Source organism: Burkholderia torrens (genome assembly GCF_984668525.1).
Genome location: NZ_OZ480211.1, coordinates 2,939,746 through 2,963,136, shown reverse-complemented (window position 1 = coordinate 2,963,136; position 23,391 = coordinate 2,939,746). Strand labels below are relative to the sequence as shown.

22 protein-coding genes, 1 tRNA gene and 1 pseudogene are annotated in these 23,391 nt (G+C 65.3%); 13 read left to right on the top strand and 11 right to left on the bottom strand.

Annotation, left to right across the window (positions count from 1 at the left end; translation table 11 throughout):
• Nucleotides 1-290: 290 nt before the first annotated feature.
• On the top strand, nucleotides 291-683 hold the full coding sequence (locus AC5LXX_RS13735) for an MAPEG family protein (RefSeq protein ID WP_493409791.1): 393 nt from the start codon (nucleotides 291-293) through the stop codon (nucleotides 681-683).
• On the opposite strand, the gene AC5LXX_RS13730 is transcribed toward AC5LXX_RS13735, so the two are convergent.
• On the bottom strand, nucleotides 622-885 hold the full coding sequence (locus AC5LXX_RS13730; protein ID WP_493411130.1) for a type 2 periplasmic-binding domain-containing protein: 264 nt from the start codon (nucleotides 883-885) through the stop codon (nucleotides 622-624). The genes AC5LXX_RS13735 and AC5LXX_RS13730 overlap by 62 nt on opposite strands.
• Before the next feature lie 188 nt (nucleotides 886-1,073).
• On the opposite strand from AC5LXX_RS13730, the gene AC5LXX_RS13725 reads away from it, so the two are divergent.
• Nucleotides 1,074-1,358, top strand: coding sequence for a PAAR domain-containing protein (locus AC5LXX_RS13725; RefSeq protein WP_322083220.1), 285 nt, complete (start codon nucleotides 1,074-1,076; stop codon nucleotides 1,356-1,358).
• 46 nt (nucleotides 1,359-1,404) lie between these two features.
• On the opposite strand, the gene AC5LXX_RS13720 is transcribed toward AC5LXX_RS13725, so the two are convergent.
• Both AC5LXX_RS13720 and AC5LXX_RS13715 read right to left on the bottom strand, forming a co-directional pair.
• Nucleotides 1,405-1,716 (bottom strand): cupin domain-containing protein, encoded by a 312-nt coding sequence (locus tag AC5LXX_RS13720; RefSeq protein ID WP_493409790.1) that lies wholly within the window; start codon nucleotides 1,714-1,716, stop codon nucleotides 1,405-1,407.
• A 59-nt stretch (nucleotides 1,717-1,775) separates the two neighbouring features.
• Nucleotides 1,776-2,459 (bottom strand): DJ-1/PfpI family protein, encoded by a 684-nt coding sequence (locus AC5LXX_RS13715; protein ID WP_493409789.1) that lies wholly within the window; start codon nucleotides 2,457-2,459, stop codon nucleotides 1,776-1,778.
• 116 nt (nucleotides 2,460-2,575) lie between these two features.
• On the opposite strand from AC5LXX_RS13715, the gene AC5LXX_RS13710 reads away from it, so the two are divergent.
• Both AC5LXX_RS13710 and AC5LXX_RS13705 read left to right on the top strand, forming a co-directional pair.
• Nucleotides 2,576-3,550 (top strand): GlxA family transcriptional regulator, encoded by a 975-nt coding sequence (locus AC5LXX_RS13710; protein WP_493409788.1) that lies wholly within the window; start codon nucleotides 2,576-2,578, stop codon nucleotides 3,548-3,550.
• A 175-nt stretch (nucleotides 3,551-3,725) separates the two neighbouring features.
• A complete protein-coding gene (locus tag AC5LXX_RS13705) occupies nucleotides 3,726-4,700 on the top strand; it encodes a LysR family transcriptional regulator (protein WP_493409787.1) in 975 nt (324 codons plus the stop codon).
• A gap of 571 nt (nucleotides 4,701-5,271) precedes the next feature.
• Here AC5LXX_RS13705 and AC5LXX_RS13700 read toward each other — a convergent pair.
• The 7 genes and pseudogenes from AC5LXX_RS13700 to AC5LXX_RS13670 form a co-directional block, all read right to left on the bottom strand.
• Nucleotides 5,272-6,183 (bottom strand): hypothetical protein, encoded by a 912-nt coding sequence (locus tag AC5LXX_RS13700; RefSeq protein WP_493409786.1) that lies wholly within the window; start codon nucleotides 6,181-6,183, stop codon nucleotides 5,272-5,274.
• A gap of 801 nt (nucleotides 6,184-6,984) precedes the next feature.
• Nucleotides 6,985-7,689, bottom strand: coding sequence for an ImmA/IrrE family metallo-endopeptidase (locus AC5LXX_RS13695; RefSeq protein ID WP_493409785.1), 705 nt, complete (start codon nucleotides 7,687-7,689; stop codon nucleotides 6,985-6,987).
• Nucleotides 7,690-8,001: 312 nt separating this feature from the next.
• Nucleotides 8,002-8,160: pseudogene (locus tag AC5LXX_RS13690) on the bottom strand (integrase); the annotation flags it as partial.
• Nucleotides 8,161-8,231: 71 nt separating this feature from the next.
• Nucleotides 8,232-8,308, bottom strand: a tRNA-Met gene (locus tag AC5LXX_RS13685).
• A 162-nt stretch (nucleotides 8,309-8,470) separates the two neighbouring features.
• On the bottom strand, nucleotides 8,471-10,129 hold the full coding sequence (locus tag AC5LXX_RS13680; RefSeq protein WP_493409784.1) for an MFS transporter: 1,659 nt from the start codon (nucleotides 10,127-10,129) through the stop codon (nucleotides 8,471-8,473).
• Nucleotides 10,130-10,355: 226 nt separating this feature from the next.
• The gene (locus tag AC5LXX_RS13675) at nucleotides 10,356-11,903 is read right to left on the bottom strand and encodes a sensor histidine kinase (protein ID WP_493409783.1); all 1,548 of its coding nucleotides are present in this window, start codon (nucleotides 11,901-11,903) and stop codon (nucleotides 10,356-10,358) included.
• 17 nt (nucleotides 11,904-11,920) lie between these two features.
• Nucleotides 11,921-12,649 (bottom strand): response regulator transcription factor, encoded by a 729-nt coding sequence (locus AC5LXX_RS13670; protein WP_124453755.1) that lies wholly within the window; start codon nucleotides 12,647-12,649, stop codon nucleotides 11,921-11,923.
• Between the two features lie 184 nt (nucleotides 12,650-12,833).
• Between AC5LXX_RS13670 and recA the strand changes: the two genes are divergently transcribed.
• The 9 genes from recA (at nucleotide 12,834) to AC5LXX_RS13625 (ending at nucleotide 22,003) form a co-directional block, all read left to right on the top strand.
• A complete protein-coding gene (gene recA / locus AC5LXX_RS13665; RefSeq protein ID WP_124453757.1) occupies nucleotides 12,834-13,904 on the top strand; it encodes a recombinase RecA in 1,071 nt (356 codons plus the stop codon).
• Entirely contained in the window at nucleotides 13,904-14,773 is an 870-nt protein-coding gene (recX, locus tag AC5LXX_RS13660) for a recombination regulator RecX (RefSeq protein WP_493409782.1), read from the top strand. Before recA ends, recX begins: the two co-directional genes overlap by 1 nt.
• Before the next feature lie 146 nt (nucleotides 14,774-14,919).
• Complete coding sequence (locus AC5LXX_RS13655; RefSeq protein ID WP_124453761.1) at nucleotides 14,920-15,528, top strand: DUF2889 domain-containing protein; 609 nt, start codon at nucleotides 14,920-14,922, stop codon at nucleotides 15,526-15,528.
• A 68-nt stretch (nucleotides 15,529-15,596) separates the two neighbouring features.
• A complete protein-coding gene (gene sucC, locus AC5LXX_RS13650) occupies nucleotides 15,597-16,763 on the top strand; it encodes an ADP-forming succinate--CoA ligase subunit beta (RefSeq protein ID WP_006755512.1) in 1,167 nt (388 codons plus the stop codon).
• A 70-nt stretch (nucleotides 16,764-16,833) separates the two neighbouring features.
• A complete protein-coding gene (gene sucD, locus AC5LXX_RS13645) occupies nucleotides 16,834-17,715 on the top strand; it encodes a succinate--CoA ligase subunit alpha (protein ID WP_006477916.1) in 882 nt (293 codons plus the stop codon).
• A gap of 156 nt (nucleotides 17,716-17,871) precedes the next feature.
• On the top strand, nucleotides 17,872-18,576 hold the full coding sequence (locus tag AC5LXX_RS13640; protein WP_493409781.1) for a TerC family protein: 705 nt from the start codon (nucleotides 17,872-17,874) through the stop codon (nucleotides 18,574-18,576).
• Nucleotides 18,577-18,671: 95 nt separating this feature from the next.
• Complete coding sequence (locus AC5LXX_RS13635; RefSeq protein ID WP_493409780.1) at nucleotides 18,672-19,268, top strand: pilin; 597 nt, start codon at nucleotides 18,672-18,674, stop codon at nucleotides 19,266-19,268.
• 153 nt (nucleotides 19,269-19,421) lie between these two features.
• Nucleotides 19,422-21,200 carry a PglL family O-oligosaccharyltransferase gene (locus AC5LXX_RS13630; protein ID WP_493409779.1) on the top strand — a complete coding sequence of 593 codons (1,779 nt, stop codon included), beginning with the start codon at nucleotides 19,422-19,424 and terminating at the stop codon, nucleotides 21,198-21,200.
• Between the two features lie 452 nt (nucleotides 21,201-21,652).
• Nucleotides 21,653-22,003: a TonB family protein gene (locus AC5LXX_RS13625; RefSeq protein WP_124453769.1), complete on the top strand. Its 351-nt coding sequence runs from the start codon at nucleotides 21,653-21,655 to the stop codon at nucleotides 22,001-22,003.
• 183 nt (nucleotides 22,004-22,186) lie between these two features.
• Here the strand turns inward: AC5LXX_RS13625 and AC5LXX_RS13620 are convergent, their stop codons facing one another.
• The gene (locus tag AC5LXX_RS13620) at nucleotides 22,187-23,353 is read right to left on the bottom strand and encodes a WD40/YVTN/BNR-like repeat-containing protein (RefSeq protein WP_493411129.1); all 1,167 of its coding nucleotides are present in this window, start codon (nucleotides 23,351-23,353) and stop codon (nucleotides 22,187-22,189) included.
• Nucleotides 23,354-23,391 lie beyond the last annotated feature (38 nt).

Here is a 23,391-nt window from a genome sequence, read left to right as displayed (position 1 = left end):
TTGCGCTCGGCGTTGCGCCGCGATGGTGCGTGCCGGCGCTGCGTAACGTTTGCGCGTGTCGCGCGGCGACCTGCGCGTGACCGGGGCGGCGGCGGGCAGGCCCGCGTGGTCGGGCCGACGGACGATGCACGGATTTCGTGCGCTGCGGAATCGGTGCAATTCGGGCCGGAACGCGTTCGCGAAAGGAGGCGTCGTACGGCGCCGCTACGGGTTTCCGCGATAGCCGCGCGCGCCGGCGGCGAGTACGATCGCCGGATGTGCGGCGCGTGTCCGCTTACGCCCTGAGTCCCATGACGATCCATCCCGTCGCACTCGTGTGCACGGCCATCCTCGGGCTGCTGCTGTTCGGGCTCGGGCTCGTCGTGTCCGTCACGCGCTTTCGGCAGGCCACCGAATCCGGGTGCGCGCCCGACCCGACGAACGGGCTGCACAAGCTCGTGCGTGCGCATGGCAATACGGCCGAATACGCGCCGTTTCTCGCGGCGCTGTTTCTCTATTTCGGCGCACGCGATCCGTCGCACGCGATCCTCGCGCTGATCGTCGCGGCCACCACGTGCCGCTGCCTGCTGGTCATCGGATTGCTCGCGTGGCCGACGATGGCCAACCCCAATCCCGCGCGTTTCATCGGTGCGCTCGGCACCTATCTGTGCGGTGCCGCGCTGTGCATCGCGCTGGTCGTCTGAGTGGCGTCGCTATCGCCCCGGCGGCGATCGCGACCATCCGCTCGCGAATCCAGTCGACTTCCATGAAGCTCTTCGGCACGCACGACACGGTGTCGGTGTGCACCGACAGCGAAAACGCCGCGCTGAACGACGTGCATTCGACGATCGGTTGCGGCGCCGGATAGCCGTGCGCGACGAACACGTCCTGCAGCAGCCGGCCGATGCTTTCCGGCGACGTGTTGAGGATCCATTGCGCGTCCTGCAGCTGCGCGAGCGACGTGCAGTGGCGCAGCGGATTGCTCGCGCGCGGTGATATGCTCGCGGAACGCCCGCGACCGACGGGCGGATTCCGATTGCCCGTGCGCGGCCGAGTGCCGCGCTGCGCGGCGTTTCCGAGGGAAGAACCGACACATGAGCCGCAAATTCATACTGAAGGGCGACACGACCGACCACGGCGGCGTGGTGCTCGAAGGGATCGCCAACTCGTCGTTCGACGGACGCGAACTCGCCTATCTCGGCGCGCCGGTGTTCTGCGCCGCGTGCAAGACGACGGGCGTGATCGTGTCGGACGGCGGCGAGCGGACGATGACCGTGATGGGCAAGGTCGTCGCGCTCGAGCATGACCTGTGCCAGTGCGTCTGCACGCCGCAGCCGAAACTGATTCCGTCCCAGGGTACGGGGACGATCACGGGCTGAAACCCGCTTCCGCCGTGCGTCTTCGGCGCACGGCGGGTGCCCGCCGTCAGACGCTGCCTGCCGTCTCGATCACGAGGATGCGCGCTTCACCGAGCGGATGCGCGACATGCTCGGTGCCGACCGTCGCGTGGAAGACGTCGCCCATATCGAGCACGATCGCGTGCTCGACGCCGGCTTCGCGGTAGCGCATCTCGACGCGGCCGTCGAGTACCGCGAACACCTCCTCGCCGTCGTTCACGTGCCATCGATAGGGCGCGTCGGTCCAGTGCAACCGGACCGTGATGCCGTTCAGGTTCGCGATGTCGAGCGCACCCCACGCGCGATCCGCCGTGAAGTCCGCACTCCGGACAATCTTCATCGATCTGTTCTCCCGCGCGAACGCGCGTCGTCCTTCCGTCACGTTCTTCGTATCCGCATTCAGCGCGACGTCGCGCGCAGCGCCTGCTCGACGATCGCCTTGCGCTTCGCGAAACCGGCCGCCGATCGTTCGGTGACGCGCTTCACGACCGCTGCCGGCGCGGTGTCGGGCGAGCCGGCGGCGAACGGCGGCGCGGGCGCGTATTCGAGTTGCAGTTGGATCGCCTGCGCTTCTTCATCGCCTGCCAGTTCAGCGGCGATCGTCAGCGCGAAGTCGATGCCGGCCGTCACGCCGCCGCCGGTGATCAGGTTGCCGTCGCGCACGACGCGTTCGCGCACGGGCACCGCACCCAACGGTTCGAGCAGCGCGTGAAACGCCCAGTGCGTCGTCGCGCGCCGCCCGTGCAGCAGGCCGGACACGCCGAGCAGCAGTGCACCCGTGCAGACCGACGTCACATAGCGTGCGGCGGCTGCGCGTTGCTGCACGAACGCGATCGTTTCGGCGTCGAGCAGCAGGTCGTTGATCCCGATTCCGCCCGGAATGCAGATCACGTCGAGTGGCGGGCAGTCGTCGAACGTGCAGGTCGGTGTGAGCGCAAGTCCGCTGCTCGACGCGACGGCGTCGCGCGACTTCCAGACCAGATGGACGGTTGCGTCGGGCAGCGACGCGAGTACGTCGTGCGGGCCGGTGAGATCGAGTTGCTGGACGCCCGGAAACACGAGAAGGCCGATATGCAGGGTCATGCGAGGACTCCGAGTGGAAGGGAGCGCGCCGTTGCCGGCACGGGATGGACAGATCGATTCTAGGCGCGTAGTGTTTGGCGAAATTGCCATATCACCCACGTTTTCAGCCAATCGCCATGCCTGCCGATGCTCCGCGTTCGATCCTGGTCCTCGCGTTCCCGCGTGCGCAACTGCTCGATGTGTCGGGGCCGCTTCAGGTGTTCGCGTCCGTCAACGAGCTCGCGCTGGAGCGCGGGCAGCCGGCGCCGTATGCGCCGCGCGTCGTGGCAGTCGAAGCAGGGCCCGTCGAGACGTCGTCGGGCCTCGTCGTGATGGCCGAGTCGCTGCGCTCGGCCGCGCGTCGTCCCGATACGCTGATCGTCGCCGGCGGCAAGGGCGTGCATGCGGCGTCGAAGGATGCGCGGCTGGTGCGCTGGGTGCGGCAGCAGGCCGGGCGCGCGCGGCGCGTGGCGTCGGTCTGCACCGGCGCGTTCCTGCTCGCCGAGGCCGGGCTGCTCGACGGGCGGCGCGCGGTCACGCACTGGGCGCGCTGCGACGAATTCGCGGCGCGCTACCCGAACGTGCGCGTCGAGCCCGACCCGATCTTCATCCGCGAAGGCGCGCTGTGGACGTCGGCCGGCGTCACGGCCGGCATCGATCTCGCGCTCGCGCTGGTCGAGGAGGATCTCGGGCGCGCGACCGCGCTCGACGTCGCGCGCGAACTCGTCGTGTTCCTGAAGCGTCCGGGCGGACAGGCGCAGTTCAGCGCGATGCTGTCGATGCAGCGCACCGACGACCGGTTCGGCGACCTGCATGCGTGGATGGCCGAGCACCTGACGGCCGACCTGTCGGTGCCCGCGCTGGCCGAGCGCGTCAGCATGAGCGAGCGCAGCTTCGTGCGCCACTATCGTGCGGGGACGGGCCGCACGCCCGCGCGCGCGGTCGAGCAGATCCGCGTCGAGGCCGCGCAGCGCCTGCTCGGCGAAACCGCGTGGCCCGTCAAGCGGATCGCCGCGCGCTGCGGCTTCGGTTCGGAGGAGACGCTGCGGCGCAGTTTCGTGCGCGTGCTGGGCGTGTCGCCGCAGGGTTATCGCGAGCGGTTCGTGCGGTGACGCGCGGGGCGGGATCGGGCCGGTGTGGTCGACGTCGTGAACTGAACGAAAAACAGTCGATTCCCAATCCGAAACGCTGCAACTATTCAGGATCGAATAACAATAGGCGGGGGCTTGTGCCGTGCCCGTCGCGCGCTCTATTCTGTTCTGTTGGCGATTCGAAGGGGGAAGCAGCATGGACCGAATCCAGGCAATGGAAGTTTTTACCCGTGTGGTCGACGCGAACAGCTTCACACGCGCGGCCGATACGCTCGCGATGCCGCGTGCGTCGGTGACGACCATCATCCAGAATCTCGAGGCGCTGCTCGGCGTGCGCCTGATGCACCGGACGACGCGCCGGCTGTCGCTGACGCCGGAGGGCGCCGCGTACTACGAGCATTGCATGAAGATCATCTCGGAGATCGCGGAGGCCGACGCGAGTTTCCAGACCGGCAACCGCAAGCCGAGCGGCGTGCTGCGCGTCCACATGCCGAGTTCGCTCGGGCGGCGCATCGTGCTGCCGTCGCTGTCGATTTTCCGGCAGCGCTATCCGGACATCACGCTCGAGCTGGGGCTGTCCGACCGCTATGTGGATCCGGTCGAGGAGGGCATCGACTGCATGATCCGCGTCGGGCCGCTCGAGGATTCGTCGATGGTCGCGCGGCGCATCGGGATGCTGAAGCGCGTGACCTGCGCGTCGCCCGATTACCTCGCGCGTCACGGCGAGCCGCACGAAATCGCCGATCTCGCCGATCACCATGCGGTGAATTTTCGCGCGAGCCACGGCGCGCGGGCGATTCCGTGGGTGTTCATGATCGACGGCAAGCCGTTCGAGGTGCGGATGAACGGCAGCGTCACGGTCAACGATTCGGATGCCTACGTGACGTGCGGGCTCGAAGGGTTCGGGATGATCCAGCCGACGCTGTTCATGGTGCTGCCGAACCTGCTCGACGGCTCGCTGGTCGAGGTGCTGCCGGACTGCAATCCGAAGCCGAAGCCGATTTCGATCGTTTATCCGCACAACCGGCATTTGTCGCAGAAGGTGCGGGTGTTCGCCGACTGGGTCGCGGAAGTGTTCGAGTCGACGCCGGCGCTGGAGGGCGGCGAGAACTGGCGGGGGAAGGTGGGGGCGCAGGCGGTGGAGGTGCAGAGGGGGGCGGTAGCGGCGTAAGGCGGGCTATGTTGCGTCACGCCGCGCATCGACGCGCCGCGCTCGGCCGCCGTTAAGGTTGCCTCGTCAAATGCCGCCGCCACGCGGTCCGGCTGTGGATTACCGCGTCCCTGACAGACCCGACAGTTATCTTTTGACCGACTGATTCGTTAAATTCACACACCGGCTTTTCGCATTCGGCGGATAGCCCCGACAAAGCGGATGTCGGTGTAAAAAAACGATTAATGATTAGCGGGGAAGTAATGTCGAGGCCCATGAGGATCGTCCGATGCCCGGCGTACGTTACGTGCGCGCTGGCGCTCGGCGCGTGTTCGAGCGATTGCCGTAATCTGTTTTCTTTCGTCCCATGGCAAAACGCGGACGCTTCACAACCCGCCTCACAGGCCCAATGTCAGCTTCAAAACAAGGGCCAAAATGCCCGCCCAGGGCAAGTAAAGCGATCGCATTGTATCGATCGAACTGAAACTTTCTGGCCGGATTTTTTGCATGGTCGATCGATGTCGTGTTCGTCGGCTAGTTGGGCAGTCGCCGAATGCCTCTCGGCATCCGCTTCAACAGCGGCCAAAGTGTCCTATTTGCCCTCGTTGGCCGGGATGCGCCTCACCGCGCAAGCCCGAAGCGCAAGCTCTTTCGTCGAAAACTGCGGATAGGTGGTGCCGAGCAGCATTTCTTCCGGCCCGACAAACATGCCGGCCCGGGCATCGGAGGCGTCGATCATGCAAAGCGTGTTTTCGTAAATGTCCGTTGTTGCCGGAAACGTGTTGAGCGATAGAATGATTTCGCGAGGATCGGCCTTCCGCGTTGCCCGCCAGTGCCGTGGCCAGTCGAGGACGTTTCCTTGAAACAAATCGTCGCGAGCGTTTTTTAGGTGCTTGTCGAACGGCACCATATATCTGGGCGGGACGATCTGATCCATAAATGAGCGCGTGAACGACGCGCCGATGATCCTCTGCGAGTGCTCCATGCGCGAGGCGTCGATGAGCGGCTGGCCGAGATACACACCGCGCTCTTTGTGCAGCACCGCTTCGCCGAGCGCGAGCGCGCCACGCAACGGCAAACCTATTTCCAGGCTGTGGCAAACCATCTCGTTGCAGATGTCGAGCAGGTTGTCGCATGGGATGGGGTGATACAGCCAACCTTCGGCGGGCTCGGATGCGAGCCGTTCGCGTTCGGCCGGCGCCAGGTCGACGGCGGCAGGGTATCGAGCCTCGGGGAAATCCGTGTGCGTCCACACAAGCAACGAATCGCTGGCGTAAGCGCCGTGAAGACGCGAAACCACAAAGGCGTCGCCGTCTGACAGCCAGTAGGCGCTTTCTTTAAAGCCCATCTCCCCAAACATGCGGCCCATGTGCTCGTTCCGAGCGTCCACAAGGTCGATCAGCGCGACATATTTTCGAAGCATGCCGTCGAGGCCAAGATCGGAGAAGCGCGATTCAAAGCCCAACACATCGAAGAAGCACAAGGAAAAGCGATTGAACTTCATGGTGGATGCCTTACATTTACTTGGACACCTTGGATTTTGCCTTTTCGCGCAAGCTTTCGCGGTGTGGTTTTCGCTGGCCCCTCCCCGCGAACGAAACGAAAGGGCCAATTGACCGGGAAGTGATTTTGCATTGGAACGGCGCCATTTGTGAGCCTTCATTTTCGGGCGACGTGCAGGTAGACCATGGGATTGCTCTTGACTTTGCAGGAAGCGGAGGGGTGGCATGGGCAATACCACGGGATGCTCCGGTGGCGTGATCGTGTTTGCGCGATCGACACCGAGCGCTCATCCGCTGACCAGCTCGATTTCCTTATCGCGTTCTTCGTGGCCTGCTTTCATCTCCGGGACTGGCTTAGAGACTCCGGCATCGACGCGGAGCGGCTGATCGCCTTGTTTCGAGCAAACATCGAGTTGCGCGTGTGCCGAGACATCGCGAACGGATTTAAGCACTCGCGTCTAGACCGGGAACCGTTCCACGATCCAGCCTTTTCCGTTGTCCGCGAACATGTTCCGCTCGGTTGGTCGTCAAACCTGGGGCACACGAACACGCGATGGTCGATTGTGGCGGAGAGCACAAGCTCGATTTGGTCGAGCTGGCAGGCCGTTGCGTCTCAATTTGGGACGGGTTCCTCGGCGAGACGCTTTGCCCATGGACTCCAAACGCCTTCGATCCGTGCGGCATGGCGGAGGGAACTCGCGCGCGTCGGGCTTTGTCGCCGGAGCGCGTGCGATCGGGAGTGAAGCCCAGCTCGCCATAAACCGGATGAAGCACGTTCCGCAATGGATGTCGCGGCGCGTTGGTTAGTAAGCCACCAGCTCCAAGTGCTTCAACCGAATTCCCATCGCAGTCGGCGACATCCCGAAGAAGTGCGCCAACGATTCAAAAGGTTTGCCGTTGAATCTCGTCGCGCGCGCGACGGCGACGGGGAAATCAAGTCCGGTAGGTATTGACGCCATCAGGTCGGCGATGCCCTTCTGCCCGGCAATATGAAACGCCGTGTCCTCATTAAGAACGAGCGGAAGCCGGCCGAAGCGATCCTGAAAGTAGTATTTCACCGTCGGCCCAGGAGCCAGCCACACCGCCGCAAAGTAGTCGGCCTCCTCCTCCACCAAAGGGCGCGGACCCATGAACTCGCCAGAGACAGGCCGGTCGCGATGCTGCCTCATGCTCGGCATCGATTCGTGCAACACCAGGTGTCCGAGCTCGTGGGCGGCCGTGAAACGCTGCGTTTCGTAGCTCATGTTGCTCGTAACCATCACGATCGCTTGCTCGGTGTCGATCATTCCCGCCGTTCGAAACTGACTGCCGGACTGGGCTCCCGGCATAGATTCGCGAATCTCATACGAATAGCCGTATTTTTCGATAGCGACGTCAGGCGAAAACAATTGCGGATACGGCGGCAGCCCCAGTTCGCTGGGGTACCGAAGCTTGGCGCTTTGGATTATTTCGTGATGCATGCCGCGGACGATCTTTTCGATCTCGGCGCGCCTCTTGGCGGTGATCATGGGGCCTCCGACTGAAAAGTCGATACGCATCACGAGAATAGCATCGCCACTATACTTGGTGTCAATTTTTATTTTTGCACTAGATATGGTGTTTTTAAGTGTCCCACCCTAAATATTTAGGCATATTCCGATAATCATGTGTCAAATCCCGCGAGTGTCCGAGACCTTATTTTCGTCGGGCGTTCGGAGGGGGGGCGTTCGTTATCTGTGCGAGGCGAGCATGGCTGTTTTGTTGGGATGGTTTCCCGGGAGGAATGCCTCGCCAATCAAACCCAAACGCCCGATCTTCGTGGTATAGCGGAGGGCTCGCGCGGTCTTCATTGCGAGTTCGAGATTGAACGCGAGCGCAAGAAGTTTAGCTTGCCGGAAGTCTTTCGTGCGCAGCGACCGCTCGACCTCCTGGCCGCCGCGAGCGAGTCGGAGGTAATACACGCCGTGGCGCGATTTGAACAGGTGCGGCAGCTTGTGCATCGGGCGGATGGCTCACCAAGCGCGCAATGAAAAAAGCCGCTGTTTCTTTCGAAACAGCGGCTTTTCGCATTTGGTGGCGAATCAGGGATTCGAACCCCGGACCTGCGGATTATGATTCCGTCGCTCTAACCGACTGAGCTAATTCGCCGTGAAGAATTGAATTATGTCGGTCGGCCGCTTGACTGTCAACAGCTTTTTCCATCTTTCGTGAAAAAAGTTGCCGGGCGGCCCATGGCGGCCTCGCGACAGGGCGGGTGGCGGGCTACCGGCACACCCGTCCGGCAACCCGCCCCCGCTCGCGCGTACAACCTCAATCCTGCGCGTAGATATTCGAGTCCTTCGTCTCTTTGACGAACAGCAGACCGATCACGAACGTGGCCAGCGCGATCACGATCGGATACCAGAGCCCCGAATAGATGTTGCCCTTCGCCGCGACGATCGCGAACGCGGTCGCCGGCAGGAAGCCGCCGAACCAGCCGTTGCCGATGTGATAGGGCAGCGACATCGACGTGTAGCGGATCCGCGTCGGGAACATCTCGACCAGCATCGCGGCGATCGGGCCGTAGACCATCGTCACGTAGATCACGAGGATCGTCAGGATCACGATCGTCATCGGCCAGTTGAGCTGCGCCGGGTCGGCCTTCGCCGGGTAGCCGGCGCCCTTCAGCGTCGACGCGAGCGTCTTGTCGAACGCCGCGCCCTGCGCCTTCGCGTCGGCCGCCTTGCCGTCATAGGTCTGGATCACCGTGTCGCCGACCTTGATCTCGGCCAGCGTGCCGGCCGGCGCCGCGACGTTCTCGTAGTTCAGGCCGGCCTTCGAGAGCGCGCTCTTCGCGATGTCGCACGAACTCGTGAACTTCGACGTGCCCACCGGGTTGAACTGGAACGAGCAGGTGGCCGGGTCGGCCAGGACCGTGATCGGCGCCTTCTGCGTCGCGAGCTCGAGCTGCGGGTTCGCGTAGTGCGTGAGCGCCTTGAACAGCGGGAAGTACGTCAGCGCCGCGATCAGGCAGCCCGCGAGGATGATCGGCTTGCGGCCGATCTTGTCCGACAGCGAGCCGAAGAACAGGAAGAACGGCGTGCCGATCAGCAGCGCGATCGCGATCAGGATGTTCGCGCTGGCACCGTCGACCTTCAGCGTCTGCGTGAGGAAGAACAGCGCGTAGAACTGGCCCGTGTACCACACGACGGCCTGGCCGGCCGTCAGGCCGATCAGCGCGAGGATCACGATCTTCAGGTTCTTCCACTGGCCGAATGCTTCGGTCAGCGGCGCCTTCGACGTCTTGCCTTCCGCCTTGATGCGCAGGAACACCGGCGATTCGTTCAGCTGCATCCGGATCCACACCGACACGGCGAGCAGCAGGATCGACGCGACGAACGGCACGCGCCAGCCCCAGCTGCCGAACGCTTCCTCGCCAATGAACGTGCGTACGCCGAGGATCACGAGCAGCGACAGGAACAGGCCGAGCGTGGCGGTCGTCTGGATCCACGCAGTGTAGAAGCCGCGACGGTTCGCCGGCGCATGTTCGGCGACGTAGGTCGCCGCACCGCCGTACTCGCCGCCGAGCGCGAGGCCCTGCAGCAGCCGCATCGCGATGAAGATCACGGGCGCGGCGATGCCGATCGACGTGTAGCCGGGCAGGAAGCCGACCACGAACGTCGAGACGCCCATGATCACGATCGTCACGAGGAACGTGTGCTTGCGGCCGACGAGATCACCGAGCCGGCCGAACACGATCGCGCCGAACGGCCGCACCGCGAAGCCGGCGGCGAAGCCGAGCAGCGTGAAGATGAAGGCGGCGGTCGGATTGACGCCGGAGAAGAAGCTCTTGCTGATGTAGGCCGCGAGCGAGCCGGCCAGGTAAAAGTCGTACCACTCGAACACGGTGCCGAGCGACGACGCGAAGATCACCTTCTTCTCTTCGCCCGTCATCGGCGAGTGCGAAATTTGCCCGCCTAACGTTGCCATGAATCGTCTCCAAGTCCCTTGATATAAATGTGCGGCCGCCTTGGGTGGGCGGGCCTGTCGACGATTATTGGCACGGAAACTTACGGCGGACTGACTCGCGCGTACAAAACGACTGCGCGTTAACCCGCGTCGAATCGTCGGCTTCTCGTGTTGATTGTGCTGCGAACGTCCGGTAAATCGCTGGTTTCGATGCATTTGCGCTGCCCGGCGGCGGCGCGTGTCAGGGTTAATCCGGGGCCGTACCGGCCAGCGGCAGGCTGACACGCACGAGCGTGCCGGCGAGGCGCGGCGCCTGCTGGTAGACGTGATCGTCGAGCGTCAGCGTGCCGCCGTGCTGCGTCGCGATCTCGCGCACGATCGCGAGCCCCAGGCCGCTGCCGTCGCCCTCGCGGCCGAGGATCCGGTAGAAGCGCTCGACGACGCGCTCGCGTTCGGCGGCCGGGATGCCGGGGCCCGTATCCTCGACTTCGAGATGCGCGAACCGCGCGGACGGGTCGGCATGCACGCGCACGGTGATGCGGCCGCCTTCGGGCGTGTAGCGGATCGCGTTGTCGATCAGGTTGCCGAGCATCTCGCGCAGCATCACCGGATTGCCGTCGACGTCGAGCGGCGCATCGTCCGGCGGCCCTTCGTAGCCGAGGTCCATCCGCTTCGCGAGCGCGGCCTGCACCCAGTCGCGCACCGCGCGCCGCGCGAGCGCGGCGATCTCGACCGGCTCGAACGTGAGCCCGCTCGCGCGGTTCTCGGCGCGCGCGAGCGCCAGCAGCTGCGTGACGAGCCGCGCGGCCTGCTCGGAGCTCGTCGCGATCTGTTCGAGCGAGCGCTGCACGTCGGGCGGGACCGGGTGGCGCAGCGCGAACTCGGCCTGCGTGCGCAGGCCCGCTAGCGGCGTCTTCATCTGGTGCGCGGCGTCGGCGATGAAGCGCTTCTGCAGCGCCATGTTCTGTTCGAGGCGCGCGAGCAGGTCGTTGAACGACGTGACGAGCGGCTCGATCTCGGGCGGCGCGCGCTGTGCCTCGACGGGCGACAGGTCGTCGGGCCGCCGCGCGCGGATGTGCGCCTGCAGCGCGTTGAGCGGCGCGAGCCCGCGCGACAGCCCGAACCACACGAGCAGGATCGCGAGCGGCAGGATCACGAATTGCGGCAGGATCACGCCCTTGATGATGTCGTTCGCGAGCGCGTTGCGCTTGTCGAGCGTCTCGCCGACCTGCACGAGCACGGGCTGCGTGTCGCCCGATTGCGGCAGTGCGACCGTCGTATACGCGACGCGCACGTCGTTGCCGCGCAGCAGGTCGTCGCGGAACACGACGACGCCCGGCGGCGGGCGGTCCTCGTCGCGCGGCAGCGGCATGTCGGCTTCGCCCGCGACCAGTTCGCCGCGGGTGCCGAGCACCTGGAAGTAAACACTGTCGACGTTGTCCGCGCGCAGGAAGTCGCGCGTCTGTTCCGGCAGCGTCAGCTCGGCCACGCCGTTTACCGGATGAATCTGCCGGGCGAGCACGTACGCATTGGTTTCGAGCGCACGGTCGAACGGGCTGTTCGCGATCGTCTTCGCGACGAGGTAGGTGACGGCGATGCTCATCGGCCACAGCAGCAGCAGCGGCGCGAGCATCCAGTCGAGGATTTCGCCGAACAGCGAGCGCGGGCGCGGCGCCTCGGGCGATTCGGTTTCGTCGGGCGGCGCGAACGGGTTTTCGTAGCGCGCGTCGCGTGCATCGTCGGCGGCCGACGACGGCGCGCCGGTCGGGTGGCGGGAGTGGGCCGGCGTGGCCATCGCGGCGACGCCCGGTGTCAGCGCAGCGGCGTGCCGGCCACCGCGGGCTGGGGCGCTGCCGTGTCGGCGGGCGCGGCGGGCGCGACCTTCTCGAGGCAATAGCCGAGGCCGCGCACGGTCGAGATCCGCACGCCGCTCGGTTCGATCTTCTTGCGCAGCCGGTGCACGTAGACCTCGATCGCGTTGTTGCTGACTTCCTCGCCCCATTCGCACAGGTGATCGACGAGCTGTTCCTTCGACACGAGCCGGCCGATCCGCTGCAGCAGCACTTCGAGCAGCCCGAGTTCGCGCGCGGAGAGATCGAGCACGTGGTCGTTCGCATACGCGATGCGGCCGACCTGGTCGAACGCGAGCGAGCCGTGGCGCACGACGGTCGGGCCGCCGCCCGCGCCGCGCCGCGTCAGCGCGCGCACGCGCGCCTCGAGCTCGTTGAGCGCGAACGGCTTGGCCATGTAGTCGTCGGCGCCGAGGTCGAGCCCCTTCACGCGTTCGTCGACGCTGTCAGCGGCGGTCAGGATCAGCACGGGGAGGTTGGAATTGCGCGCGCGCAGGCGCTTGAGCACCTCGAGCCCGGACATTTTCGGCAGGCCGAGATCGAGGATCAGCAGGTCGAAAGTCTGCATCGACAGCGCCGTGTCGGCATCGACGCCGCTCTTCACGTGGTCGACGGCATAGCCCGATTGGCGGAGTGACCGGGTGAGGCCGTCCGCGAGTATGCTGTCATCTTCGGCGATGAGGATTCGCATGTTGCTGACCGATGGCCGGCGGGGCGTTTGCGCCGGTGCGGCTGTCTCCGGAGTGATTCGTGTACAACGCCCGCATTGCGGGCTTGCATAAAACACTGTTTTTTTATACAGTGTCTGCATTCGGCGGCGCTTGAAAGCGGGCGCGCCTTTCACAGACGCTGCTCATCATAGCAAAGGACGATTCATGGAAGATAGCAAGAAGGGCTCCGGGATGACCGCCGAGAAGAGCAAGGCGCTGGCGGCCGCACTCGCGCAGATCGAGAAGCAGTTCGGCAAAGGGTCGATCATGCGGATGGGCGACGGCGAGGCGACCGAGAATATCCAGGTCGTCTCCACGGGCTCGCTGGGTCTTGATATCGCACTGGGCGTCGGCGGCCTGCCGCGCGGCCGGGTGGTCGAGATCTACGGTCCGGAATCGTCGGGTAAAACCACGCTCACGCTGCAGGTCATCGCCGAACTGCAGAAGCTGGGCGGCACCGCAGCGTTCATCGACGCCGAGCACGCGCTCGACGTTCAATATGCAGCGAAGCTCGGCGTGAACGTGCCGGAGCTGCTGATCTCGCAGCCGGACACCGGCGAGCAGGCGCTCGAAATCACCGACGCGCTGGTGCGCTCGGGCTCGATCGACATGATCGTCATCGACTCGGTCGCGGCGCTCGTGCCGAAGGCCGAAATCGAAGGCGAGATGGGCGATTCGCTGCCGGGTCTGCAGGCCCGCCTGATGTCGCAGGCGCTGCGCAAGCTGACCGGCACGATCAAGCGCACGAACTGCCTCGTGATCTTCATCAACCAGATCCGGATGAAGATCGGCGTGATGTTCGGCAACCCGGAAACCACGACGGGCGGCAACGCGCTGAAGTTCTATTCGTCGGTGCGTCTCGACATCCGCCGGATCGGCTCGATCAAGAAGAACGACGAGGTGATCGGCAACGAAACCCGCGTGAAGGTCGTCAAGAACAAGGTGTCGCCGCCGTTCCGCGAAGCGATCTTCGACATCCTGTATGGCGAAGGCATTTCGCGTCAGGGCGAGATCATCGATCTCGGCGTGCAGGCGAAGATCGTCGACAAGGCGGGCGCCTGGTACAGCTACAACGGCGAGAAGATCGGCCAGGGCAAGGACAACGCGCGTGAATTCCTGCGCGAAAATCCGGAAATCGCGCGCGAGATCGAGAACCGCATCCGCGAATCGCTCGGCGTCGTCAGCATGCCCGATGGCGTAGCCAACGAAGCCGAGGCGCTGGACGAAGAAGAGTGATGGTGGTGCGCCGAGGTCAGGCTGGCGAGCCGGTGGAGAGCGATGCGCCCGAAGCGGCGGGTCGCTCCGGCCGGCGAGCCGGATCCTCGGGCGCCGACCGGCGGAGCGCTGGCAGCCATGCCGCGAACCGCACCGCGACGAGGGCATCCGACGATGCCCTCGTTTCGTTTGAGATTGTCGCGCCGGACGATCCGTTCGACGACGACGAATCGTTCGACGCGCACGACCGCTCCCGCCGTCGCGTGTCCGGTGTCCGCTTCCCCGGCGATCGCGCAGCCGATGCGTCGGCGCCGGCAACGGAAGACGTCTATACACGCAGCAGCCAGCATCCGCGCCGCACGCGCCGTGCATCCGGCGCTGCTTCCAGTCCTTCATCCGGCGACACGCCGGGCGCTACCGAACGCAAATCGTCGAAACCGCCACGGTCATTGAAGGGCCGCGCGCTCGGCTACCTGTCGAGGCGTGAATACAGTCGCGCGGAACTCGCGCGCAAGCTCGCGCCTTACATCGGCGAAGACGAATCCGTCGAACCGGTGCTCGATGCGCTGGAGCAGGAGGGCTGGCTGTCCGACGCACGCTTCGCCGAGAGCCTCGTGCATCGCCGCGCGTCGCGTGTCGGCGCCGCGCGCATCGTCAGCGAGCTGAAGCGTCATGCAGTCGGCGACACGCTCGTCGAGGAGGTGAACGCCCAGCTGCGCGAGACCGAATGGGCCCGCGCGCAGGCCGTCTGGCGCAAGAAATTCGGTGCACTGCCGCAAACGCCGGCCGAGCGTGCGAAGCAGGCGCGCTTTCTCGCCGCGCGCGGCTTCTCGAGCGCGACCATCGTGAAGTTGCTGAAGGTCGGCGACGATTTTCCGATCGACGACTGACCGGCCCGGTCGCGCGCGTGGCGCGCGATTTTGCTGCAATGCAACTGCCTCCGGACAGGCGGGAATACCCGCCGTCGCGTCAAACTGTCTCAAATACCCAATATGCTAAAATCCGTGGGTTTTCCTCTTCGGCCTCAACCTCCAGCATGCCGCTATCCGAGCCCGTGCCCCGTCAGTTGCGACATCGACGCGCAATCCGAGCGGAAGCTTACGAGCGCGGCGACGGCTTGTGGGACATCGAAGCCTGCCTGACCGACCACAAGCCGCGCGATGTCGCGCTTGCGTCGGGCATCCGGCCCCAAGGCCTGCCGATCCACGAACTCTGGCTGCGCGTGACTATCGATCGTGAACTCAATGTCGTCGACGCCGAAGCGTCTTCGGAATGGGTGCCCTATCCCGGTCACTGTCAATCCGCCCCCCCTGCCTACCGGGCCCTCATCGGGCTCAATCTCTTCCGCAATTTCCGCCGCAACGCGAACCGGCTGCTCGCCGGCGTCGCAGGCTGCTCCCATCTCACCGAACTGTGCGCCGTGCTGCCGACGGCAGCGATCCAGGCGTTCGCCGGTGACGTGTGGAACGTGCGCGAGGAGGGCGGCGAAGGGCCGGATCACGACGGCGCGCACGCCGAACCGCCTTTCCAGCTCGGCCGCTGCCGCGCGCTGCGGTTCGACGGCGAGGTCGTGCGGCAGTACTACCCGCGCTGGTATGGCCCGATTCGGCCGGATATGCCCGGTGATGGCAGCACGAAGGAATGAACGGAAATCATTCGAAGAAGCGTCTTAAGCGACTTTTCATCCAACTCTCAGACTGAAGGGAATCACGCATGAAGATTCACGAGTACCAGGGTAAGGAAATCCTGCGGAAATTCGGAGTCGCGGTACCGCGCGGCAAGCCGGCGTTCTCGGTTGACGAAGCCGTCAAGGTGGCGGAAGAGCTCGGCGGCCCGGTATGGGTCGTGAAGGCTCAGATCCACGCGGGTGGCCGTGGCAAGGGCGGCGGCGTGAAGGTGGCGAAGTCGATCGAGCAGGTCCGCGAATACGCGAACCAGATCCTCGGCATGCAGCTCGTCACGCATCAGACCGGTCCGGAAGGCCAGAAGGTCAACCGCCTGATGATCGAAGAAGGCGCCGACATCAAGCAGGAACTGTATGTCAGCCTCGTCGTCGACCGCATCTCGCAGAAGATCGTGCTGATGGGTTCGAGCGAAGGCGGCATGGACATCGAAGAAGTCGCCGAGAAGCACCCGGAACTGATCCACAAGGTCATCGTCGAGCCGTCGACGGGCCTGCTGGACGCGCAGGCCGACGACCTCGCCGCGAAGATCGGCGTGCCGGCCGCTTCGATTCCGCAAGCACGCGCGATCCTGCAAGGCCTGTACAAGGCATTCTGGGAAACCGACGCATCGCTGGCTGAAATCAACCCGCTGAACGTCTCCGGCGACGGTAAGGTCATCGCACTCGACGCGAAGTTCAACTTCGACTCGAACGCGCTGTTCCGCCATCCGGAAATCGTCGCGTACCGCGATCTGGACGAAGAAGATCCGGCTGAAATCGAAGCGTCGAAGTTCGACCTCGCGTACATCTCGCTCGACGGCAACATCGGCTGTCTCGTGAACGGCGCAGGCCTCGCGATGGCGACGATGGACACGATCAAGCTGTTCGGCGGCGAGCCGGCGAACTTCCTGGACGTCGGCGGTGGTGCGACGACCGAGAAGGTCACGGAAGCGTTCAAGCTGATGCTGAAGAACCCGGATCTGAAGGCGATCCTCGTGAACATCTTCGGCGGCATCATGCGCTGCGACGTGATCGCGGAAGGCGTGATTGCCGGTTCGAAGGCCGTGAACCTGAACGTGCCGCTCGTCGTGCGCATGAAGGGCACGAACGAGGACCTCGGCAAGAAGATGCTGGCCGATTCGGGCCTGCCGATCATCTCGGCGGACAGCATGGAAGAAGCTGCGCAGAAGGTCGTCGCGGCAGCCGCAGGCAAGTAAAGCGCGCGCTAATGAACACGCATGGCGGCGCGGTTCATACGCGACGCCAATCGAACAGAGGTCAAAATACATGTCGATTCTGATCAACAAGGACACGAAGGTCATCACGCAGGGCATTACCGGCAAAACCGGTCAGTTCCATACGCGCGCCTGCCGTGAGTACGCAAACGGCCGCGAAGCATTCGTCGCGGGCGTGAACCCGAAGAAGGCCGGCGAAGACTTCGAAGGCATTCCGATCTACGCAAGCGTCAAGGAAGCGAAGGCAGAAACCGGCGCGACCGTGTCGGTCATCTACGTTCCGCCGGCAGGCGCAGCCGCTGCGATCTGGGAAGCGGTTGAAGCCGACCTCGATCTCGCGATCTGCATCACGGAAGGCATCCCCGTCCGTGACATGATCGAAGTGAAGGATCGTATGCGTCGCGAAGGCCGCAAGACGCTGCTGCTCGGGCCGAACTGCCCGGGCACGATCACGCCGGACGAACTGAAGATCGGCATCATGCCGGGTCACATCCACCGCAAGGGCCGTATCGGCGTCGTGTCGCGTTCGGGCACGCTGACGTATGAAGCCGTTGCGCAGCTGACGGCACTCGGCCTCGGCCAGTCGTCGGCAGTCGGTATCGGCGGCGACCCGATCAACGGTCTGAAGCACATCGACGTGATGAAGATGTTCAACGACGATCCGGATACGGATGCGGTCGTGATGATCGGCGAAATCGGTGGTCCGGACGAAGCCAACGCGGCAGAGTGGATCAAGGACAACATGAAGAAGCCGGTCGTCGGCTTCATCGCGGGCGTCACGGCGCCTCCGGGCAAGCGCATGGGCCACGCCGGCGCGCTGATCTCGGGCGGTGCGGATACGGCCGAAGCGAAGCTGGAAATCATGGAAGCGTGCGGCATCACCGTCACGCGCAACCCGTCGGAAATGGGCCGTCTGCTGAAGAAGGCGCTGTAATATTTCCCCTGGGTTCGTCCTGCAGAAAACGCCGGCCTTGCCGGCGTTTTTTGTTATGCTCGCGCAATGGATTCGTAAGCACCGGGCATGCATCGCGCATGTGCCGGCGATGAACCGGGCCGCCCGCGAGGCGGCCGCTGTCCTGTCCTCACCGCCATGCTCGAATTCCTGACATCCCTGCACTGGGGCGCCGTTCTCCAGATCGTCGTCATCGACATCCTGCTCGGCGGCGACAACGCGGTCGTGATCGCGCTCGCCTGCCGCAACCTGCCCGCGAACCAGCGGCTGCGAGGCGTCATCTGGGGCACCGCGGGCGCGATCCTGCTGCGCGTCGTGCTGATCGTGTTCGCGGTCGCGCTGCTCGACGTGCCGTTCCTGAAGCTCGGCGGCGGGCTGCTGCTGCTGTGGATCGGCATCAAGCTGATGGCGCCGGTCGAGGGCGCGCACGACGACATCAAGCCGGCCAGCCGGCTGTGGGACGCCGTGAAGACGATCGTGATCGCCGATGCGGTGATGAGCCTCGACAACGTGATCGCGATTGCAGGCGCGGCCGAGCAGGCCGATCCGGCGCACCGGATCGCGCTCGTGATCTTCGGGCTCGTCGTCAGCGTGCCGATCATCGTGTGGGGCAGCACGCTGGTGCTGAAGCTGCTCGACCGTTTCCCGATCGTCGTGGCGCTCGGCGCCGGGCTGCTCGGCTGGATCGCGGGCGGGTTGATCGTCAACGACCCGGTCGGCGACCGCTGGGCGGTGCTCGACACGCCGCAGGTGCTCTACGGTGCAAGCATTGCCGGCGCGCTGTTCGTCGTGGCGATCGGCTACGCGCTCAGGAAGCGCCACGGCGCGCCGCACGCGCACTGACTGGCCGTCCGGCCGACTGCCGGCTTCGCGGCCCGCTGGCTACGATCGAAACGCCTGCCTTGATCGGCAGGCGTTTTTCATTTCCGGAGCCTGCCATGTTCGAAGCCTTTTCCGTTTCCCTGTTCCGTCGCGTTGCCGCCGATATGCGGCGTGCGAACCGGCCCGCGCCGCGCTGGCGGCCAGCCGGCTTCACGCTGATCGAATTGATGATCGTGCTGGCGATCGTCGGCGTCGTCGCGGCCTACGCGATTCCCGCGTACCAGGATTACCTTGCGCGTTCGCGCGTCGGCGAGGGGCTCGCGCTCGCGTCGTCCGCGCGGCTTGCAGTCGCCGACAACGCCGCGAGCGGTGCGAGCCTCGACGGCGGCTACAGCCCGCCTGCCGCGACCCGTAACGTCGAATCCGTTGCGATCGACGGCGATACCGGCCAGATCACGGTCGCGTTCACCACCCGCGTCGCCGCGGCCGGCGCGAACACGCTGGTGCTCGTGCCGTCCGCGCCCAACAAGGCCGAGGCGCCCACCGCGCGCGTGGCACTTAAAAAGGGTGCGATGCAAGCCGGTGCGATTGCATGGGAGTGCTTCGCGGCCGGCAAGGACGCGTCGTCGCTGCCGGCGCCGGGAGCCGGGCCGTTGCCGGGCGACGCCGCGACGCTGCCCGCGAAATTTGCGCCCGCGGAGTGCCGCGCATAGTGCCGGAAGAGGCGGGCGGCGGCGCGTACGGCGTGCGGGCCGCCGCTTCGGCTGGCCGGGGCCGTGGTTTCGCGCCCGGTCGCGGCGCGACGGCCCCGCACAGAGGGGGGAAAGTTTTGTATAGTGCGCCGGTTGCTGACATCCGGTTCGCTCATGCCTTCTACTTTTTCCCGCTCGTTGTCGCTCGTTGCGCTGGCTGTCGCCCTGATCGTGCCGTACGCGATCACGAATCACACGTATCCGATCCCGACCTTCTATTCCGAGTTTTCCGCGCTGGTGCTGTATCTGCTGGTGGGGCTGTCCGTCGTGCTGCTCACGCGCACCGAACGCCCGGCCGAGCCGTTTGCCGCGCCGGCCGCATTGGTCGTGCCGCTCGGTTTTGCCGCCGTGCTGATCGCGCAGACCGCGCTGATCCCGCTCAAGGTGCCGTCGATGAACTGGCTGGCGGTCGGCTACCTCGCGGCCGCGCTGGTCGCGATGCAGGCCGGCTATGCGCTTGCGCGCGACGGGCTGGCCGAAGCGGTGTCGCGGATGATGGCCGGCGCGTTGATCGTCGGCGGCGTGTTCGCGGTCGGCACCCAGATCGTGCAGTTGTTCCACCTCGAGTCGGCCGTTTCGCCGTTCGTCGTGATGTACAACGTCGCGGCCGACCGCCGCCCGTACGGCAACATGGCACAGGCGAACCACCTGGCGAGCTACATCGCGTTCGCGCTCGCGGGTGCGCTGTATCTCGTGCAGACGCGCCGGCTTGCGGTGTGGGCGTGGCTCGCGCTGTCGCTCGTGCTGTCGGTCGGTCTCGCGCTGACGGTGTCGCGCGGGCCGTGGCTGCAGGTCGCGGTGATGGTCGTCGCGGGCTTCTGGATGGCGTGGCTCGAATCGCGCCGCGCGCCGGGCAACGCGCGCGCGTGGCTGATACCGGTCGTGCTCGCGGCAGCGTTCGTCGCGGTGAACGTCGCGGTGCGCTGGGCCAACGTGCACTATCACCTGAATCTCGCGGAGTCGGCGGCAGACCGGATGCGCGACGCGGGGCAGATCGCGCCGCGCCTCGCGCTGTGGAAGTACGGGCTCGCGATGTTCCGGGAACATCCGCTGCTCGGCGTCGGCTGGGGCGAATTCCCGTCGCACCAGTTTGCGCTCGTGCGCACGCTCGGCGGCGTCGAAATCGCGAACAACTCGCACGACATCTTCATCGACCTGCTCGCGAAGTCCGGCCTCGTCGGCCTCGGCATCCTCGTTGTCACGCTCGTGGCGTGGTTCGTGCGCGCGATGCGCGCGCCGCAGTCGAGCATGCGCGTCTTCGGCTTCGCGCTGATCGGCATCGTGCTGATGCATGCGCTGGTCGAGTATCCGCAGCAGTACATGTTCTTCCTGCTGCCGGCGATGTTCGTGATCGGGCTGCTCGACGTGAAGCCGTTGCGCATCCTGCCGGGCCGCGCGGCATTCGGGCTGTTCGCGGTGCTGTCGTTCGGCGGCGTGCTGGCGGCCGTGCCCGTGCTGCGCGACTACCAGCGCGCGGAAGTGCTTTACTACGGCAGCGATCCGGCTGCGCAGTATCGCGATGCGCCGTCGCTGCTGTTCGGCGCATGGGGCGAATACGGCGCGGCCACGCTGCTGCCGATTTCGGCCGACGATTTGCCGGCCAAGCTCGCGGCGCATGAGCGCGCGATCGCGCTGCTGCCCGGCGAGACGGTGCTGCGCCGCTATGCGGTGCTACAGGCGCTGGCGGGTCGCGAAGCCGACGCGCTCGATACCGTCGCGCGCCTGCATGTGTTTGCGAAGGAGCTGAAGGACTGGCCGCAGCAACTGGCGCTGCTGTACAAGCTGTGCGACCAGCAGCCGGCGCTGAAGACGTTCAGGGCGGCCGTCGTGGCAAAGTACGGGGAAGTACCGGCCGATGCGGCCGACGATTCGGACGACGACGATTCGGATTGAGATGCGAAGCGCTCGCCGGAACGGGGTATTCCGGCGTCGGTTGTGTCGCGCTGCGGCGGAGGCTGGCATCGGGCAGGGCAGCCCGGCGCGAGCCATGGGACATGAACTGCGTATCGATTACATCGCGGATCGAGTGGATTCCGGTCGAATGAACGGCGATTCGCGTCAACCATTGTCAAATCGCCGCCGCTGACGAGGCGCCGCGTGCACAATGCGCGAAAGCGCTCGCGTGCCCGCCGGCGCGGGGGCCGGCCGGCATGAATACAGGCAGCGTCCCGGCCATCCGGGAAGTCCGCCAGGCAGGATCGCGGCCGAGCATCATCGGCCGTGCGGCCGTAACGGGGCGCCGGTCCGATGGCCGCGGCGCAGTGTGACGCACGTGACGTGGCCCTGGGCACTTTTCCTGGGCGCGACGCGTTCGTCCGGAACAGTACCAAGAACGATATTCGACCATGGCTATTCGCTCGACCTACCTGATCCTTCCCGCCGTCGCGATGCTGTTTTCCGGCTGCGCGATGCTGTCGTCGTCGCAGGAAAGCAAGCTGACCTGTCACATTCCGCGCGCCGTCTATCCGGACACCGCCAAACCGCTCTCGCGCCCGGTGACCGTGCTTGTGCGTGCGCTGATGACGACGTCCGGCGAAGCGCAGAACGTCACCGTGACGACGAGCAGCCGCAACGCGGCGGCCGATCGCGCGGCTGTCGACGCGATGACGCACGCAAGCTGCGTGCAGACGGGCGCGACCGCGAATCCGTTCCTGCTGACCCAACCGTTCGTGTTCGAGCCGTCACGCGGCCAGTGAGGCGCGGGCAGTGCACGTCGTGCGTCGGCGGCTGCACCGGTTGTGCGTGGCGATCGAAAGTCGATATACGCGGTAGTTGTGCCGAGCGCGCTCTAGGTTCGTGTTCGCAGCATCTCGGGCGAGCCGTAGCGGGCCGGCTCGCCGTATCGGCGCAGACCGGCCGGCAACGCCTCCAGCACGCGATCAGAAGGTCCGCTTCTTCAGCGTGAATCCGTGCAGCCAGTACAGCGTGTTGGTCTGTGCGTCGAAGTAACCACCTTGCGCGACCTTGTCGGTCGTCTGATTCCACGACTTTCCCGCATCGGTGCTGCTGAACGTCAGGTCGATCGGGGAGCCGCCGCGAGCTCCCGAGTTCGGGTCGGTTGCATAGACGAGCAGGAGGCCGTCACGACCGACGCTCATGCTGTCGAGCCTGAGCTTCTCGTCGAAGGTGCGCAACTGCCGCACGGCGTCGGGATGGTCGTTCGTCCAGGTGGAAATAGCGCCTGTCCGGCGGCCATTGTCGCGGCTCTCGCCGTTCTGCTCCTTGTCGAGACGCGATAGCGCGTAAAGCGAATAGTGTGCTGTCGGTCCCGGTGTGGTATCGAGCGCGGTGATGACCTGCCCCGGGAGCACGGTTTCCGTGACAAATGCGTGCTGTTGCCAGTCGAGCCGGTCGATCAGACTGTGCGCGGGCGTTTCGGCCGTCGGTGCGATCGAGTAGGCGATGCGCAGGACGCCGTCCGGACCGAGACTGACAGCGTTGAAGTTCTTGCGTGTCTTGCCTGCGACGCTGGCATTGGCCGGCACGTCGATCGCCTGCCACGTATTTCCGCCGTCCACCGTCCGCCATACGCGCGGCCCCCAGCCGATCGCGTAGCCGCGCTGCGGATCGACGAAGAGCAGGCGCCCGATGTTCTGGTGTTCTGGCCATTGCAACTGCGACCATGTCTGGCCGCCGTTGAGCGACTTCCAGAGCTTCGTGGTTTGTGGTGCCTCGCCGCCGTGTGCCTCGGGGGCCTTGTAGTTCATCCACGACGTGCTGATGAACTGAACGGTCCAGTCGGGCGAGTACCACCAGGCGGCATTCTGGCCAACCTGTTGGAATTGGCGCTTCATCCCGCCGTCGATGGTGCCGCGGAAGAAACTGATCGTCATGCGGTTCAGCAACTCGCCGGTGTCGTTCATCCATGCCTCGGTCGGCTCGGGCCGCTGCGGTTCATTCGACTCGGCCGTGGGCTTGAACGTCACCTGGGGATTGGTGAGCTTGACGCTCATCACGTCACTGCCCTTGATGCGGAAGTTGCCGCCGCCGTATGGCGTGTCGTCCCGCATGAAGTTTGTCGAAATCGTCTCCCAGCTCGTCGTCATGTTTACGTACCCGTATGTTGCAATGGCCAGGGCAACGA

Coding starts and splice junctions, on each gene's coding strand:
- AC5LXX_RS13735 (WP_493409791.1), top strand. CDS start 291: ATGACGATCCATCCCGTCGCACTCGTGTGCACGGCCATCCTCGGGCTG.
- AC5LXX_RS13725 (WP_322083220.1), top strand. CDS start 1,074: ATGAGCCGCAAATTCATACTGAAGGGCGACACGACCGACCACGGCGGC.
- AC5LXX_RS13720 (WP_493409790.1), bottom strand. CDS start 1,716: ATGAAGATTGTCCGGAGTGCGGACTTCACGGCGGATCGCGCGTGGGGT.
- AC5LXX_RS13715 (WP_493409789.1), bottom strand. CDS start 2,459: ATGACCCTGCATATCGGCCTTCTCGTGTTTCCGGGCGTCCAGCAACTC.
- AC5LXX_RS13710 (WP_493409788.1), top strand. CDS start 2,576: ATGCCTGCCGATGCTCCGCGTTCGATCCTGGTCCTCGCGTTCCCGCGT.
- AC5LXX_RS13705 (WP_493409787.1), top strand. CDS start 3,726: ATGGACCGAATCCAGGCAATGGAAGTTTTTACCCGTGTGGTCGACGCG.
- AC5LXX_RS13700 (WP_493409786.1), bottom strand. CDS start 6,183: ATGAAGTTCAATCGCTTTTCCTTGTGCTTCTTCGATGTGTTGGGCTTT.
- AC5LXX_RS13695 (WP_493409785.1), bottom strand. CDS start 7,689: ATGATCACCGCCAAGAGGCGCGCCGAGATCGAAAAGATCGTCCGCGGC.
- AC5LXX_RS13680 (WP_493409784.1), bottom strand. CDS start 10,129: ATGGCAACGTTAGGCGGGCAAATTTCGCACTCGCCGATGACGGGCGAA.
- AC5LXX_RS13675 (WP_493409783.1), bottom strand. CDS start 11,903: ATGGCCACGCCGGCCCACTCCCGCCACCCGACCGGCGCGCCGTCGTCG.
- AC5LXX_RS13670 (WP_124453755.1), bottom strand. CDS start 12,649: ATGCGAATCCTCATCGCCGAAGATGACAGCATACTCGCGGACGGCCTC.
- recA (WP_124453757.1), top strand. CDS start 12,834: ATGGAAGATAGCAAGAAGGGCTCCGGGATGACCGCCGAGAAGAGCAAG.
- recX (WP_493409782.1), top strand. CDS start 13,904: ATGGTGGTGCGCCGAGGTCAGGCTGGCGAGCCGGTGGAGAGCGATGCG.
- AC5LXX_RS13655 (WP_124453761.1), top strand. CDS start 14,920: ATGCCGCTATCCGAGCCCGTGCCCCGTCAGTTGCGACATCGACGCGCA.
- sucC (WP_006755512.1), top strand. CDS start 15,597: ATGAAGATTCACGAGTACCAGGGTAAGGAAATCCTGCGGAAATTCGGA.
- sucD (WP_006477916.1), top strand. CDS start 16,834: ATGTCGATTCTGATCAACAAGGACACGAAGGTCATCACGCAGGGCATT.
- AC5LXX_RS13640 (WP_493409781.1), top strand. CDS start 17,872: ATGCTCGAATTCCTGACATCCCTGCACTGGGGCGCCGTTCTCCAGATC.
- AC5LXX_RS13635 (WP_493409780.1), top strand. CDS start 18,672: ATGTTCGAAGCCTTTTCCGTTTCCCTGTTCCGTCGCGTTGCCGCCGAT.
- AC5LXX_RS13630 (WP_493409779.1), top strand. CDS start 19,422: ATGCCTTCTACTTTTTCCCGCTCGTTGTCGCTCGTTGCGCTGGCTGTC.
- AC5LXX_RS13625 (WP_124453769.1), top strand. CDS start 21,653: ATGGCTATTCGCTCGACCTACCTGATCCTTCCCGCCGTCGCGATGCTG.
- AC5LXX_RS13620 (WP_493411129.1), bottom strand. CDS start 23,353: ATGACGACGAGCTGGGAGACGATTTCGACAAACTTCATGCGGGACGAC.